11 protein-coding genes and 1 pseudogene are annotated in these 14,904 nt (G+C 59.0%); 5 read left to right on the top strand and 7 right to left on the bottom strand.

Annotated features, from left to right (window positions below; all coding sequences use genetic code 11):
- Positions 1-98: 98 nt before the first annotated feature.
- Positions 99-4,604 (bottom strand): LuxR C-terminal-related transcriptional regulator, encoded by a 4,506-nt coding sequence (locus tag ABIA40_RS08550; RefSeq protein ID WP_404540556.1) that lies wholly within the window; start codon positions 4,602-4,604, stop codon positions 99-101.
- A 585-nt stretch (positions 4,605-5,189) separates the two neighbouring features.
- On the opposite strand from ABIA40_RS08550, the gene ABIA40_RS08545 reads away from it, so the two are divergent.
- Positions 5,190-5,981 (top strand): Crp/Fnr family transcriptional regulator, encoded by a 792-nt coding sequence (locus ABIA40_RS08545; RefSeq protein WP_404540553.1) that lies wholly within the window; start codon positions 5,190-5,192, stop codon positions 5,979-5,981.
- A gap of 151 nt (positions 5,982-6,132) precedes the next feature.
- On the opposite strand, the gene ABIA40_RS08540 is transcribed toward ABIA40_RS08545, so the two are convergent.
- From ABIA40_RS08540 to ABIA40_RS08530, 3 genes and pseudogenes are all read right to left on the bottom strand, one after another.
- Positions 6,133-6,405 carry a hypothetical protein gene (locus ABIA40_RS08540; RefSeq protein WP_404540550.1) on the bottom strand — a complete coding sequence of 91 codons (273 nt, stop codon included), beginning with the start codon at positions 6,403-6,405 and terminating at the stop codon, positions 6,133-6,135.
- A gap of 372 nt (positions 6,406-6,777) precedes the next feature.
- A pseudogene (locus ABIA40_RS08535) lies at positions 6,778-7,038 on the bottom strand (hypothetical protein); the annotation flags it as partial.
- 635 nt (positions 7,039-7,673) lie between these two features.
- Positions 7,674-8,363, bottom strand: coding sequence for a response regulator transcription factor (locus ABIA40_RS08530; protein ID WP_271540845.1), 690 nt, complete (start codon positions 8,361-8,363; stop codon positions 7,674-7,676).
- A gap of 928 nt (positions 8,364-9,291) precedes the next feature.
- On the opposite strand from ABIA40_RS08530, the gene ABIA40_RS08525 reads away from it, so the two are divergent.
- Entirely contained in the window at positions 9,292-9,609 is a 318-nt protein-coding gene (locus tag ABIA40_RS08525) for an H-NS family nucleoid-associated regulatory protein (RefSeq protein ID WP_404540547.1), read from the top strand.
- Between the two features lie 51 nt (positions 9,610-9,660).
- On the opposite strand, the gene ABIA40_RS08520 is transcribed toward ABIA40_RS08525, so the two are convergent.
- Entirely contained in the window at positions 9,661-9,882 is a 222-nt protein-coding gene (locus ABIA40_RS08520) for a hypothetical protein (protein ID WP_271540841.1), read from the bottom strand.
- A 353-nt stretch (positions 9,883-10,235) separates the two neighbouring features.
- On the opposite strand from ABIA40_RS08520, the gene ABIA40_RS08515 reads away from it, so the two are divergent.
- On the top strand, positions 10,236-11,333 hold the full coding sequence (locus tag ABIA40_RS08515; protein ID WP_404540545.1) for a hypothetical protein: 1,098 nt from the start codon (positions 10,236-10,238) through the stop codon (positions 11,331-11,333).
- Here ABIA40_RS08515 and ABIA40_RS08510 read toward each other — a convergent pair.
- Together ABIA40_RS08510 and ABIA40_RS08505 are read right to left on the bottom strand one after the other, a co-directional pair.
- Complete coding sequence (locus ABIA40_RS08510; RefSeq protein ID WP_404540542.1) at positions 11,314-11,712, bottom strand: VOC family protein; 399 nt, start codon at positions 11,710-11,712, stop codon at positions 11,314-11,316. The two genes, ABIA40_RS08515 and ABIA40_RS08510, sit on opposite strands and share 20 nt — an antisense overlap.
- Before the next feature lie 76 nt (positions 11,713-11,788).
- The gene (locus tag ABIA40_RS08505) at positions 11,789-12,412 is read right to left on the bottom strand and encodes a GNAT family N-acetyltransferase (protein WP_404540540.1); all 624 of its coding nucleotides are present in this window, start codon (positions 12,410-12,412) and stop codon (positions 11,789-11,791) included.
- A gap of 130 nt (positions 12,413-12,542) precedes the next feature.
- Here ABIA40_RS08505 and ABIA40_RS08500 point away from each other — a divergent pair, with 130 nt between their 5' ends.
- Both ABIA40_RS08500 and ABIA40_RS08495 read left to right on the top strand, forming a co-directional pair.
- Entirely contained in the window at positions 12,543-14,417 is a 1,875-nt protein-coding gene (locus ABIA40_RS08500; protein WP_404540537.1) for an HAD-IIIC family phosphatase, read from the top strand.
- Positions 14,404-14,646, top strand: coding sequence for an acyl carrier protein (locus ABIA40_RS08495; RefSeq protein WP_271540833.1), 243 nt, complete (start codon positions 14,404-14,406; stop codon positions 14,644-14,646). The genes ABIA40_RS08500 and ABIA40_RS08495 overlap by 14 nt, the downstream gene beginning before the upstream one ends.
- Positions 14,647-14,904: the final 258 nt, after the last annotated feature.

Below are 14,904 nucleotides of genomic sequence, written 5' to 3'. Positions count from 1 at the left end.
GGCCACTCAAGGATCCAGGCCGCATATCAACCGACCAGTATACGGAGCAAGCTGTTCAACATCGGCCCTGCGTCCTGCTCGCGAGACAATGCAACATTTCAAATCAGCAGGTCATGATGCGCAGCTACAGGGGCGTGATGGGGACCGTTATTGCCATGGTTGGCCGCGGGATCATCCAGTCCGTTGGGCAGGATTTTGACGAGGATATCGAGGTTGGCCGCCTGACCGGGCTTGGCGCGTGGATCGAGCGGAATGTGGACCTCTCTAGGTTCAATCGTGACGATGGGAGTGAAAGGAGTTGCGTCGCTGTCGAAGCGGAACACCCGCTCTCGATCGGCGCCGCCGGCCTCGAACGCAGCTTTAGCCGGCTGTGCGGCCTCCGATGCGATTCCAGCAGGTTGCGCAGCGTGCTGCGAGTTTCCGTTCCCTGCACTATCGCCTTTTGTGGCGCTCGATTCGGCAATCTCGGCTGCTGCTGATGCCTTTGCGGAGGTCGAGTGTGACGAATGTGAATTGTATCCTGAATTACTGTGCTGCAGGTCAGCCAATTTTGCCGTGGCCACTGCTGCCGACGCGCTTGCGTTCGATGCACGATGATTGCCGCCATCGCCGACACTCATCTCGGACATGACAGTTTCAGCCAACTCGGTGGTTGTCGCCTTTACATGCTCCGGCTCCGCGACGTTTTGCGTACTACCGCGATCCGCGCGACCGGCCGTTGCAACACTTTCGTCAGCCTTCGGCCCGTGAGCAGAGGTCGAGTGCCACCATTTGTTGCTGTGCTCCATGCCGCTGGGCTCTGCCATTTTCGCTGGCCCAGGCGCATCGGCCGGAGTCCAGGAATGATGCTCATTGTCATTGCCGACGCCGTTGCCCGGTATGGCCTTAGCTTCGGCCGTCTCGGTGGCCGCCATTGCCGCCCCTCGCTCCGACGCGTGCGAGTTGCTGTGGCCCAGGCCGCCTGGTTCGGCCGTTTTCGCTAACCCCGACGAATCGTCCGAAGCCAGTGGATCATGCGCGTTGTGCTTGTCGGCGCGATTGTCCGGTACGAACTTCGCTTCGGCCGTCTCCGTGGCCGCCTTTGCCGACCCTCGCTCCGACGCGTGCGAGTTGCTGTGGTCCAGGCCGCCTGGTTCGGCCGTTTTTGCTGGCCCTGACCAATCGTCCGAAGCCAGTGGATCATGCGCGTTGTGCTTGTCGGCGCGATTGTCCGGTACGAACTTCGCTTCGGCCGTCTCCGTGGCCGCCTTTGCCGACCCTCGCTCCGACGCGTGCGAGTTGCTGTGGTCCAGGCCGCCTGGTTCGGCCGTTTTTGCTGGCCCTGACCAATCGTCCGAAGCCAGTGGATCATGCGCGTTGTGCTTGTCGGCGCGATTGTCCGGTACGAACTTCGCTTCGGCCGTCTCCGTGGCCGCCTTTGCCGACCCTCGCTCCGACGCGTGCGAGTTGCTGTGGTCCAGGCCGCCTGGTTCGGCCGTTTTTGCTGGCCCTGACCAATCGTCCGATGCCAGTGAATCATGCGCGTTGTCCTTGCCGGCGCGATTGCCCGGTACGGACTTCGCTTCGGCCGTCTCCGTGGCCGCCTTTGCCGACCCTCGCTCCGACGCGTGCGAGTTGCTGTCGTCCAGGCCGCCTGGTTCGGCCGTTTTTGCTGGCCCTGACCAATCGTCCGATGCCAGTGAATCATGCTCGTTGTTCTTGCCGGCGCGATTGCCCGGCATGGACTTCGCTTCGGCCGTCTCCGTGGTCGCCTTTGCCGACCCTCGCTCCGACGCGTGCGAGTTGCTGTCGCCCAGGCCGCCCGGTTCGACCGTTTTCGCTAACCCCGACGAATCGTCCGAAGCCAGTGGATCATGCGCGTTGTCCTTGCCGGCGCGATTGCCCGGCATGGACTTCGCTTCGGCCGTCTCCGTGGCCGCCTTTGCCGACCCTCGCTCCGACGCGTGCGAGTTGCTGTCGTCGAGGCCGCCCGGTTCGACCGTTTTCGCTGACCCTGACGAACGGTCCGAAGCCGGTGAATCATGCGCGTTGTCCTTGCCGGCGCGATTGCCCGGTATGGACTTCACGTCGGCCGCATCTCTGGCGGCGGCCATTGCAGACATTTGCTCGGGAGCGTGCCGCGTCCCTTCGCGGTCGTCCCTGTGCGCTGTCGCGAGGCTCGATTCACCAAAATCGGCTGCTTCCGGTGCGCTTTTAGAGGTTGAATGCACCGGCTTGCCATGTTCCGCGCTGCCTGTTTCTGACTTTCCCGAAGGGTCCGAAGCCGGGGATTGATGCTCGTTCTCATCACCGACATCACTCCCAGGTATGAAGCCACCGTCCGTCTGCTCCGCACCTGTTTCCTTTGCAGGCCATGGCTCCAGAACATGCTGTGAGTTACTGCCGCCCGCGCTACCGGCCGCTGCGATGCTGGGGCCGGTGCCTGCATCGTTCCGCTGACTCTTCAATGTAAGACTTTCAACTTCCGTTACCGCTGCAGCATGAGCAAGCACGATCGGTGATATGCGAGCCGACCCCTCGGTCCCATCGACGCTCTCTTCCGTTGTGCGGGCCGGCGCGAATTCAGTCCTCAAGCCGGCATCAGCCAGACTGTCCCAAACTCCAGCGGTCCCGAATGTGCTCTCTCTCGTCCCGATACTTGCATGGGCACTGTCGGTACTCAGAATAGCTTCGATTGCAATTACGGATGTCAGCGCTTCTTCGAGCTGCTCCAAGGTGAGAGCGGCCGCCGCGGCTGTCGGCTGGCCGACGACATCCGATTCTGCGATGGATACAATCCCCTGCAGATGGATTTCCAACAGGTCGCGGTCTCCGATCTCCAGAACACGATCGGTCGCATTCACATAGACGATCGTTTCATTGGTTGTGGAGTTGAAGATCCAAGCGACGGTGTGTGGCGGTATGGACTTGCTTGCTGCTGTCATATGAAGCCTTGCAAGGGCTCCGAAAGCCGCAAGATTGATCCTGCTCGGCCCAGACGCGAAGTTGAAGACAGAGTCGGAAGAGGTAGAACTGGAATCGGTCGGGTCGCGATGAACAACGTTTTCAGCGACGTTGCCGCCCATCAGCTGATCGTGGCTATATCCGCTACTGCCGGCATCGTGACTGAAGTGCACGAGGCCGGCAAGTTTTTGGAGAGTCTCCCCTACGATACCATCACTCGAGTGGCCCCGAGTGCCTTCTCCGGCGGCGCTTTCGTTTTCAGCGACCACAAACGCCGAAGGCAGGCGAGAAGCCTGCGCAACGAAACCCGGGACTGAATCGTCTACATGATGATCGTCGGCATTGGTGATCGCAGCCAGTTTGGTGGCCGCATTGTATCCGGTAACGTCCACGAAGCTGTCGAGCGGCGCTTTGGCCGGGTCATGCGACAGCGATGCCAAATGGGGATCGCTGAGTGTGTAGATCAACGCACCGGTGAGAGTGGCGAAAGTACCATACCCTCCGTGAATCAACGTCGGATTGGATGTCAGCCGCGAGAATAGATGTTCCGCGGTGGAGTCACCTCCAATCTTCGCGTCGTTCACTCCTCGCAGGGAAGGTGTGGCCAAACCGGGCGTGCTTGATCCAACAGAACTGTAGTCCTTCCACGATTTCGAGCCTGCGGATTGCTCAGCGGTGCGAGGCGCTTCCATTGCCGATGCCGCGGTCGAGATTTGGCTCGCCCCGACAAAAACGCCTCTCTGAGTGAGCGACGGCTTTTCGTCGGAATCCGCGACGATGGCGTGACGGAGGATAGCTCGCTTCCAGAGCTCATATTCGGCATACTCCACCGCGGGGCCGGTGCTGTCGTCATGCGGAAGCATGTCGTTTGCCTCCGACGCCTTGAGTTCGTCCGCAATGGCGACCGCCAGGAGTGCAAGCGAGAACATTCCGAACCCGGACGGGCGTTGCAGCAATGCGAGGGTGGCGAGCACCGTCCTGTTGGTTATTTCAAGCTTCTGAAATATGTTGTGCAGGTGTACTTTAACGGTTCCATCGGAAACGTTTAGCTGGTGCGCGATCTCCTTGTTCGACATTCCTTCTGAAACAAGTCGTACAACTTGACGTTCGCGCGGCGTCAATAGCTCCAGTAGGTTCTCGATTTTGCTGCTGTCGGTTTTCTCGACGGTTGGCGAGAGATCGGACTGCTCCAAAAAGCTACGCTTCGTCATCAGTCGCAGCGATCGGAGCACAGCGTCCGGTGCGACATACTTCGCGATTGCATCACACGCGCCAGCAGCGATGGCTAAGGTTAGATCGTGGTCCGTGTCGGAATCTGTAAAGAACACCAGGCGCGTGGGCAGCCGATCAGCTTTCGCAATGGCGAGGATCTCGGATGCCGTCAGATCTGGCAGGGTGTCAGCAAGAAGTGCAACGTCGGGTGTCAAATTCCGCATCGCTTGGATGCAGCTTGTCCCGTCGCTGCACGACGCGATGACGTCGAAGTCCGGCTGTGCCCCGAGTACCGACTCAAGCCCCCGTAGAACGATCGGCTGTCGATCTACGATCACAAGCCGGACGGGCTTGAGTACCCGCTCTTTCGCAGACGTGTCTAACATGGACTCTGCCTCGACCCGGCCGTCTATGTCCTTCGGCATATAGCCGAGGCCGAGTGAGGTCATTAAAATACAACGAATAGAATAAAGAAAGAGATTTAATCAGATTTAACCATATCTAAAATCGCAAATTTGACGGCAAATGTGCCCATTTGCCGTAAGTCCTAGCCTTTTGCCGAATAGTACGGCGACGCCAAGCCGTTGGGTGGGCTTCGAGTGGGGCACACGAACGGCTCACGGCCGTCATTCCAACGCTTTTGGTCCCGGCGCCCAGAACACCATCTTGGAAATTGGCCGTCCCCGAGACGAGACTTTCAGAGCGCGCTCGCGATGCGCGCCTGCGCGCTTCACTCTCAAGGCCGATCAGCTGTTCGGAGAATGATCGTTGGCTGGGATGCCGTTCAGCCGCAGCGCAGGCTGCCGTCGGCGAGTCGGCGACATCAACTGCAGGTCCGCGACAGGTCCGTATAAGCGCAAGCTGGAGTCGCGGGCGCAGGCCGTCCGTTGAATGGCAGACCAGCGCGTGCTGGCTTTCATCGCAGGAACCATATCTGTGGTTGCCAGTTGACTGCTGTTGAGCTGCACGCCGGACAGCAGCTCGACGAGCCGGCATGAGTTCTCGCGCCGAACATCCGTCGGGGGGTTGATCCCATGATGGACCACGCGACTAGGGTTGGTAATCGGTTGTTAGCAGCGTTGCCGCCGGCGGATTTTGCTTTGCTTGCACCTCATCTGCGGAAGATCGGGATCGAGCGCGATACGGTGCTCGTCCGATCAGGCGATCGGATCGAACATCTTCTCTTCCCCCTGAGCGGCGCGATAGCCACTATCATGGAACTGCCGAACGGGCAGACGGTCGCCACGACGATAGTGGGCCATGAAGGGGCTGTGGGTCTGACATCAGCGCTTGGCGCCTCCCACTCGCCCGTGACGGCCATTGCTCGCATCGCCGGGACCGCGCTGCAGATCTCGCCCGCGCAATTCCTGACAGCGCAACATTGCAGCCCCGCCGTCGCAGCGATGGTGCAAGTGTTCACGAGATCGTTGCTGACGCAACTCCAGCACGTGGCTGCCTGCAACGCATTACATTCCGTCGAATCCCGCTTGGCGCGCTGGCTGCTTCACATTCACGATCGGGCAAATGGCAGCGATCTCCTCCCGCTGACCCAGGAAACGTTGTCGGAATTGCTGGGCGTCCGCCGCACCACCGTCACACATGTCGTGAGCACAATGCGGACATCGAGAGCGCTAAGATCCAATCGACGTGGCCAGCTTGAAATCGATCGGCCGCGGCTCGAAGCCATGGCATGCGAATGCTACAAGGTCATGAGCCGCAGAATCGATCGGATCGTCTCGCAGAGCACGGTCGGGCTCGTTCATAGGCCTCCAGCGCGGAGCGCCTCCCGCTCGCCTGGCAGTCGAATAGCCGGGACAGGCTCTTAGAACCAGTTCGTTTTCGCGAACCACCCGCATGTGCCCGCGCCATCCGGCAAACCGCGCGAAGCTCAGTCGCTGCAAACGTCCGATCCTGCGTGGCATTTTTTCGACTTTGCGGCCGGCTCCCGGCCGAAGCGAACAATGACGAAAATTCCTGTCATCCATTCGCCTTGGGACGCTCGTCACAACAGCCCGACTTCTTGCGAATAAGCGGTATGGCCATGAGCTTTGCCTGTGCAAAGCCGGAAGGCTCACCCGCGGTCCGAGCTGGGTTATTGGCGCCGCCCGCCTTGCGCAGCTTGCGCTGAAGATTCTCCTCTCGACCTACCCGCTCTCTGAGCTTTTCAAGTTCCGCAAGCTCTGCGACCAGCGCCTCGAGACGCTCTCGAAGCAGCGCCGCAGGTCTCTCCGCTCGAACGCGGATATTCATGACACGCTCCTGATCGAGGTCTTGAGGAAAGTCGCCTACTGATAAGGTCAGAAAAAGTATGCAGTTCACCACAATCGCATGAACATTTGGCAGTATTTGCACCGCAAATCGCGCTGCTGCGGTGCAACAAGGGACGACTCGGCCGAACGTTTAAGAAAGGTCCAGCCCTGCTAAACCGTACGGCGCCGCAGGCTCACGCATGGGCTGAGAAGACTGCTATCGGCTGGATTCGGCTGCACTCGAAATCCTGGTGTTGGCTCCCGGACACTCGGCCTTGCGCTTTTCCTCATCTTCTTCTGCGCAATCGAGCCCACCTTGTGCGTTTGGAATTCCAGAGCCGCCGCCAGTTGCGAAAGGCCCTTTCGCATTGCCTCCGCCACCACCAGACCCGCCGCTACCGCCGGATCCGCCACCGGCTGCCCCTCCTCCGGCGCGAGATGATTTAGCAGAGCCCCCGCCAGGGGCTCCCCCGCCCCCTGTTGACCCGCCGCTGGAGCTCCCCGGTCCCGATACGGACGACCGGTCGTTATCGAAGAACGACGATTGCCTCCCGTCCTTCTGCGTCACTCGATGCAGCCCCCCCGAGCTTGCAATGGCTCTTGAGGTCAGGGAAGTGGATAGAAGCAGAGTCATCACTGGGGGTGTGACGGCCGCAAATCTTCCGCAGGTTTTCAAGAACGCCCGCCGGTCGTCATCTTCGTTGCCGTCCCGGGTCACAATACGCTCTCCTCGGTTTAAAATATCAATTTATGGTATTATACATTAAATGTATTTTCAACCGATAATTTTCTTTATCCGAGTGGCGTTGCTTGACGTGCGCTGTCAATTGATCGTGGCAATTTCCGTACTCGTTCCTGTACTTCCTGGCCTTTCGGGCGCAGCTTCGGAGTTGCGCTCGCCATTTAATATGATTAATTTACGTTTTAACGGACGTCGAGCGCAGGGCTCGATTGCAACGGATGCAACGGATGATGACGATGCCACTGCAATTCCACCGGTCTGTCCGCGACATGGAGATCTGGAGCGCGACCAGCGAGGGCTTCTCGTTCGTGATCAGCTTCGAAAGCCCGAGAGGCCCCGGCTTTCATGGACGCACCGGCTATTTGGCGAGTTGGCGTCCGCTCCACAGAAACCAAGCCGCAATCAAGATCGGCGGTTCGCCCTTTCCAAACGTTAGAAGAGGCCGAAGGGGCCTGCAGCGACATGGCTGGGCATCTGGCGCCACGATAACCCCCCGCGCACGCTCGGGAAGAAGCCAGACGCCCCGGTCATTTCACGCCCGCCGGATCCTGACGCAACAGATCAGGGGAATCCAGCTCACGTGACGGGGCATTCAGCTCGTTTCGCGAAATCGCCAATGCCGCGAGAACCGTGCGATTGCTGATGTCCAGCTTTTGGAAGATATGATGAAGGTGGACCTTGATCGTGCCGTCGGCAAGGTTCAACCGACGTCCAATCTCCTTGTTCGATAGACCCTCCGACACGAGCCGCATGATTTGCCGCTCCCGGTCCGTCAGTTGTGTGAGGGGCTTCTCATCGGGACGGGGCTCGTCATTGGTTTGCCAGGGGCCCGGCGATGCCGCTGCTTGGCCCTGGGCGGCCTTCCGCAGGGTTGAGACCAGCATCTCGGCATCCGAATCCTTGGAGAGGACGATGCAGGCGCCGCTCAAGGCTAGCCTTTGCAACTCACAATCGGCCGCGACACCGGCGAAGAAGACCACCGCGGGAGCTGGGCCTGAAGCGTTCGCAGGAGCGAGGATCTGCTGCCGGCTTACATCGGGCAGTGCAGCATCGACAAGCGCGACGTCCGGCACAAGAAGTCGGATTGCCTCGTTGCAGCTTGCACCATCGCTGCAGGACGCAACGATCGCAAAATCGCGCTGCGCTGCAAGAACGCTCCTGATCCCTTGCAAAACGATCGGATGTCGGTCCGCGATGACAATTCTGGTGCGGTGCATGCTTCCCCTGCCTATCGCTAAAAACCCCCCGTGCAGCCGTTTAATCCAACAATTTCTTCGAAACGCGAGGATGACCAGTCCGCTCGGCCACAACGTCACACTGCCTCAAAACCATGACAGCCCAACATTCGGCGACCGCGCCACCGTAACTTGATGGGCAAGTATGCGCAGCACCGTAAGAATGCGGTCAAGATTCGAGGCCGCAAGCTCGACCAAACCGGCGTTCTTACGACAACGTCTGATAGATTCAATCAGCAAATTCTCCCAAAGAATGTCATCGGCGCGGGGATAGACTGCTGTGTTATGATGGTCAACATTCAATTAACTAGGGTGGCACTGTTATTACCAACGATATATTGGGTCATTCACGATTCAAATCTAACATTCGACGAAATTTCGACGAACGCGAGACCGTTCAACAAGCCGCGCTTCTGAAAGGAGGAAAAGTAATACTATTCACCAAGGCCGAGCTGGGTAAAAACGGCTGCGCCGCGCAGCCAGTGTAGCAGCGATGAAAACCGGTCACCCAAATTGGAGCTGCATCTTCGTAATTCAGCAACTTCAATGAGCGGTCATGGAGGGCATCGTTGGCAATGAGTAGGTGGTCACATGTATTCTTCAGCAGTTTTGCGTCAAACTCATCAGGCTCTCATCGTTCAATTCACTGAATTGCAGAACTTGCGTAACCGCGTGTTGAAGGCCGAGCACCGATTGCTTGCGCCGAAACGACGAGCCCGGGGGCGGGGGAAGCGACCGCTCGTTCGGAGGTACAGCCTCAGCCGGTAACTCCATTACCGCGTTGCACAACTCACGAAGCTGCGCGAGTGGATCGTGCTTGCCGGACCCCGGTTTGACCTGATAATCCCCCTCCTGATTTGGTTCGGAGGTAGTGGGGACGGCTTCCATGGGGAATGAGGACTGGGGATCCATGACCACAGCAGAGCTGTGGCAGCTCTATGATGAGGTCACGGCTGTTCTCAGTCGAAGGATGACCGCGGAAAAAGCCAAGCTTGAAGAGCGGCTTCGCAGGATTGAGGGGAAGGCCGGGGGGCAGAACGAGGGGCGTGCACGTCGCCCCTACCCTCCCGTGCTACCGAAGTATCAGAACCCTAAGAACCCGTCCGAAACCTGGTCCGGCCGTGGTAAGCAGCCTCGATGGCTGAAGGCGCAGCTTCGCGCCGGCAAGAAGCTGAACGATCTCCTGATCGACCGTTCGTCCGCACAACGGCGCCGCAGGGCCGGCTGAACCTCGGGCGGTCAACGCGGCAGCCTTCAGGACTTGGCCGCGGGCGCCACTCTAGCGAGTGCTATCTTCTTTCCCGTTAGGACTGCCGTCGCCACCACGGTTGCCCTTGCCATTGTTGCCCTGCACAAGTTTTCCGCCAGAACTAGCGATGGCGGTTGAGGTCAGAGAGGTCGAAAGCAGCAGCGTCATCACGGGAGGAGTCACGGCGGCAAACTTTCCGCAGCTCCTCAAGAACTCACGACGGTCTTCACTATTGGAGTCGAGTGGATTCATCGGCGCTTTCCCTGCAATGGTCGAGGACAGAAAATAAGCGGATTTGGATGCGCCGCAAGTTAAATATGTTAATCTCGAACTTTAAATCCCCCGCAAACGACACCTCGAGTGCTATTGCATGCCAGCATCCGTCACGACATCGGTGAAGTCCCGCGCAAAGCGAGATCCAGAGGCAGCTTATACCGAACGCATTATATGCACAGGGCGCGTTTGTAACTATTGTAATTTCAACTGCATTAAATGATGCGATATCGCTCTTTAGCCGCCGCTTCGGCACAGAACGGGGCTAGAGCAGTCGCCGCACATGCGCCCAAACGGCCGCTTTCCCAACTGGCGAAAACGAGAGGCGATTCATGATCGGGGCCGAGTCCGGTGCAGCATTCGGCCAATTGCGGTCTCGCCTCGACGCCACCTTCCGACCAGGCTTCTCATTGCCACGTTTGGGCGCCCTGATGAGCCGCGCCCTCACCGAAACTCTCTTAGACCTTTCGGAACTGACGGTTCTCACCGAGGCTGCGACCGGGGCGTATGCCGTGACGGCCGTTCTCGCAGCGATGGCCGGAGCCAGGCACGTCTATGCCTTTACGAAAACTACGCAGCACGGCACCTCAGCTGAAGCCAGGGACCAGACCCTCAAGCTCGCAGATTCCGTCGGCGTGGCCCATCGCATCGAGATCCTGGAGCAGATCACCCTCGATATCATCCATCAGACGGATATCGTAACCAACAGCGGCCATCTTCGGCCTCTTACCGCTTCGCTTATTGATGAGCTACCGAGGGAGGCCGTCATCGCCTTGATGTTCGAGGCCTGGGAATTTCGCTCCGAGGACCTCGACATGGACGCATGCTTGCGGCGCGGAATTCCAATCGTCGGCGTGAACGAACGTCACCCGTCAGTCGATATCTTCTCGTTCCTCGGTCCGCTGTGCGTGAAGCAACTGCACGATAGCGGCTTATCCGCTTACAAGAATCGCATTGCCCTGCTGTGCGACAACGACTTCATTGGCTCGCTTCGCTCCGGTCTCGTGAGCTCCGGAGCGAGCGTGGTCGTCTTCGAGGACGTCCGGACCTTGTATCATGACCAATGGGACGCAATCATCGTTGCGCTGCGACCGGCGGCTGAGCCTCGCATCGGCTCGGCTGAAGCAGCTCACCTCGTTGCGTGCGCGCCCCCTGGCGCCATTGTCGTGCAGTTTTGGGGCGACATGGATCGAACCGCATTGTCAGCAAACGGGTTGGGTGTTTGGCCAACAACGCCTCCGGAACTGGGGCACATGGGCATTCTGCTGTCCGACCTCGGCCCCGAGCCGGTCGTGAGACTGCAGGCCGGCGGCCTGCGCGCTGCTGAATGGGTTCGGCGCAGCGGAGCTGTGTCGTCTGACGGGCTCGCGCAAATCGTTACCTGGCATCCGGATCAATCGCCAACTCGCGCTAGGCCCTCGCCTCGATGAGCTCAACGAGCGTGAGCGTCGCGGAGGCAAGAAACACTATGCGGCGCATGTCGAACGCGACCGCCGGCGCGGGTGACGATACAGGAAGATATTGCTGCGCCCTAAAGCAAGCGATCGCGTCGTCGAAGCGAGCCGCCTCGTAAGCAAGATGATAGAATTTGCTGCCGCGCTTCAAGATACCCGCCACCGGCGATTGTGCGCCGGTCGGCTCAATAAGCTCCAGGCGCGGACCGCCGCCCGACACAAACTGAATCCGAACCTGCTGGATGGGGTCCTCAAACATGGGGCCTTCAGGACTGTAGCCAACGACCGCGAGTTCGGGCAGTTCCGCCGCAATCTTTCGACACGCCATTCCCACGTGATGAAAGTGCAAATCCATGCGCTGCTCCTCCCTTCCCTGGCAGCCTAGGGAGACGGGCGGCGTCGAACGGACTCTGGCGGGTTGCTCCAACAGTTTAACCTTCTCGTGCATCGAGGAGCAGCGCGGACCAGACCTGTTTTAGCCGTGGATAGTCTGCGCGCGACATCCGAAACGTAATCACGTCGTCGCCGTTCCACCAAGCTTTCGGCGAAACCTTTTCAGTTTGGAAGCCGAGGCGAATATGAAAGTTCTTCGCGGCTTTATTCCTGCCTTGAACATTGGCCACGACGGCCGAAAGCCCCAGCTGCTCGAATGCGAATTCAAGTAGAAGGTCGAACATCTCTGCCAGAAAAAGGCGCGCGGCAGGATCAACGATCAACCGCGCAACTTCGCCCTGTCCCGCCGCGAAATCCAGGTTCGCAAGCGCGATGCTGCCAGCCGGCTTCTTCGAGCGTTTGAATTCGGCAATGAAATAGTAATCGTCGACCCTCGCCTGATATTTCCGGAAAAACTCTTCCTGCTGAGCCAAGGTCAGCTTCTCGCGGGTCAGGAACTTGCCGAGAACGGGATCGTTCCGCCAGGCGATGACTTGCGCGGAGTCCTCCAGCCGAAGTTCTCGGAGAAGCAGGTTGTTTCCTGCGGGAAGCCGCTTCAGATTCTCAGCTTTGGTGGAAGGCGTATTTGGGCTCACCGGCTCCGGCCTGTCATGCACCATCATCTATTTATTGTACCTTAATTTAAGCTTTAATTCATTTAATTGACCCAAGCCATATCATCATTTAATGTAGGGGACAATCACGTGATGTCGCTGTCCTGAATGGAGGCTCGCCATTCTAGCTGCAGTACCCGTGCCGGACCGGCCCATCAATGATGCCGAACTCAAGTCCCTGGCGTTGTCAGGCGATGCCACGTTCTGGGGGCATCTTGTCGCCCGCTCGCGGCAAGCGACGAGCTTCTCCGAGCTGTTCTTTCTGTCGACCCTTCGAAAAAAGACGAAGCTTTATGCACCCGGAAGCGTCCAGCCAAGACTCCGCCTCGCCCTGATAGGCGGCTACAACCTTTATCCATTGCACGAACTGGTTGAACATCTCCTGGCCATTCGTGGAATCGAGTGCGAACGTTTCCTCGGCGCGTACGATAATTTCGTCTCGGAGATCCTAGACGGCTCGAGCTCACTGTACGCCTTCAGGCCGGATCTCGCCTTCATACTGCCGAACGCGAGCCACTGCCGGTTTTCCGGCTCGCTCCTCGATGCCGTCGAACATCAGCGCGAAGCCGCAGTCTGCGCCGCTGAGCACCTCCTCAACCTCGCGCGGACTTTCACCGCGCGCTCCGGCGCGGCGGCGATCCTCGCCAACCTTGCGCTGCCCGGCGACCTCGATCTCGGCTCGTTTCGTTCACGCACGCTTGGCACCGACTGGAGTTTCCGAAAGGCGGTCAATCTCGAGCTCGGGCTTCGGGCCCCAGCTGAGGTGCAGATCTGCGACGTCGAGTTCCTCTCGGCGCGGCGAGGGATCTCAGCCGCGGCGGATGCGCGAGCGTGGTATGAATCGAAGCAGCTCGGCTCACCTGACTTTCTCGTCGACATCGCGCAAGAGCTAAGCCACCTGATCGCCTCCCGGAAGCAGAGTCCCAAGAAGGTCCTGGCGATCGACCTCGATCACACGCTATGGGGCGGCGTGATCGCGGAGGACGGTATCGAGGGAATCGAACTTGGCGACTCGTCCCCCCGTGGTGAAGCGTTCAAGGCTTTCCAGAGATACCTGCTTGGACTTTCCCAACGCGGCGTCCTGCTTGCGGTATGCAGCAAGAACGACCATGCACGCGCAATCGAGGTATTCGAGAAGCATCCTGAGATGGTTGTCCGGCTCGAGCATTTCGCGGCCTTCAAAGCCAATTGGGACCCGAAGTCCGACAACCTGCAGAGAATCGCGGAGGAACTCCGCCTTGGCCTGGACAGCTTCGTGTTTGCCGACGACAACCCGGCGGAAATCGAGATCGTGCGCCAGTTTCAACCGTTGGTGACAGGTGTACTCCTCGGGCCGGACCCCGCCGAATTCATCGTTCGCATCCAGGCCGGACGTCATTTCGAGCCACGGACCGTCACCGAGGAGGATCTCGAACGGACTGCGCAGTACAGGCAAGAACGGCGACGCGCAGAACTCGCAGCGAGCGTCACCGACATGCCTGCCTACCTCGCCTCGCTTGAGATGCGAGGCACGATCAAAGAATTCGATTCGCTCGACGTTCCTCGCATCGCCCAGCTGATCGCGCGCAGCAACCAGTTCAACCTGACGACGACGCGTCGGTCCGAGACTGAGATCAAGGCACTGCTGGGAAGGCCGGACTACCGGTGCTTCACGATGCGGCTCGAGGACAAGTTCGGTGATTCCGGGCTCATCTCCGTAGTCATTGCAAAGGTCGATGGCGGCGTCTTCGTTCTCGATACGTGGCTCATGAGTTGCCGCGTGCTGAAGCGCCAGGTCGAGGACGAGATCATGAATGAGATTTTTCGACTCGCAGAGGTGGCCGGTTGCACGACAGTGCGCGGCATTTATCTTCCGACAACCAAGAACGGTATCGTCGCGGAAGTTTACGAGGAGTTTGGTTTCGCGCGCACGGAAGACTCCGCAACCCGAAAAGAGTTCGAGCTGGAGGTGAGGAAGTATCAGGTGCGTTCGACAAAGATAGATGTTGCCCGGAGAGCTTATGAAGCAGGCTGAAATATTGGCGAAGTTGCAGGAAGTATTCGACGGAATCTTCCTCGAGAAGGTCGCGGCCACCCCCGAGCTCTCGGCGGCGGACGTCGATGAGTGGGACTCGCTCATGCAGATCTCGCTCGTCATCGCCGTCGAGCAGAAGTTTCGCGTCCGATTTCGCGTTGGCGAGGTCGAGGCGGCGCGGAATCTGGGTGAGTTCGCCGACCTGATCGCGAAGCGGATGAAACCATAAGAGTTGGACATAGCGAGTGCGTTCGAAGCTGCGTCCCGCTGAGTGCACGAGATCCGCGCGCCGGCTTCTTCAAAGCTCAAGAGAAATTGACGAACGGCGCTACTCCCAAGGCAAAATCCGCTTTTGATTTAATATTTTTAATGGTATTTAATATTATCTGTGAATAACATGACAGCCGCGACCGAAACTACAACCCGCACAGTTGGCGTTGCTACGTTAGATAGCATTTGATCACGCTGACTAGCTGGGGAGTGCAAC

The sequence above is a fragment of the Bradyrhizobium sp. USDA 223 genome (genome assembly GCF_044909005.1).
In the GTDB taxonomy this organism is placed as follows: Bacteria; Pseudomonadota; Alphaproteobacteria; order Rhizobiales; family Xanthobacteraceae; genus Bradyrhizobium; species Bradyrhizobium yuanmingense.
The sequence above is the reverse complement of the archived record's forward strand: the minus strand, read 5'-3'. Positions and strand labels throughout refer to the sequence as shown.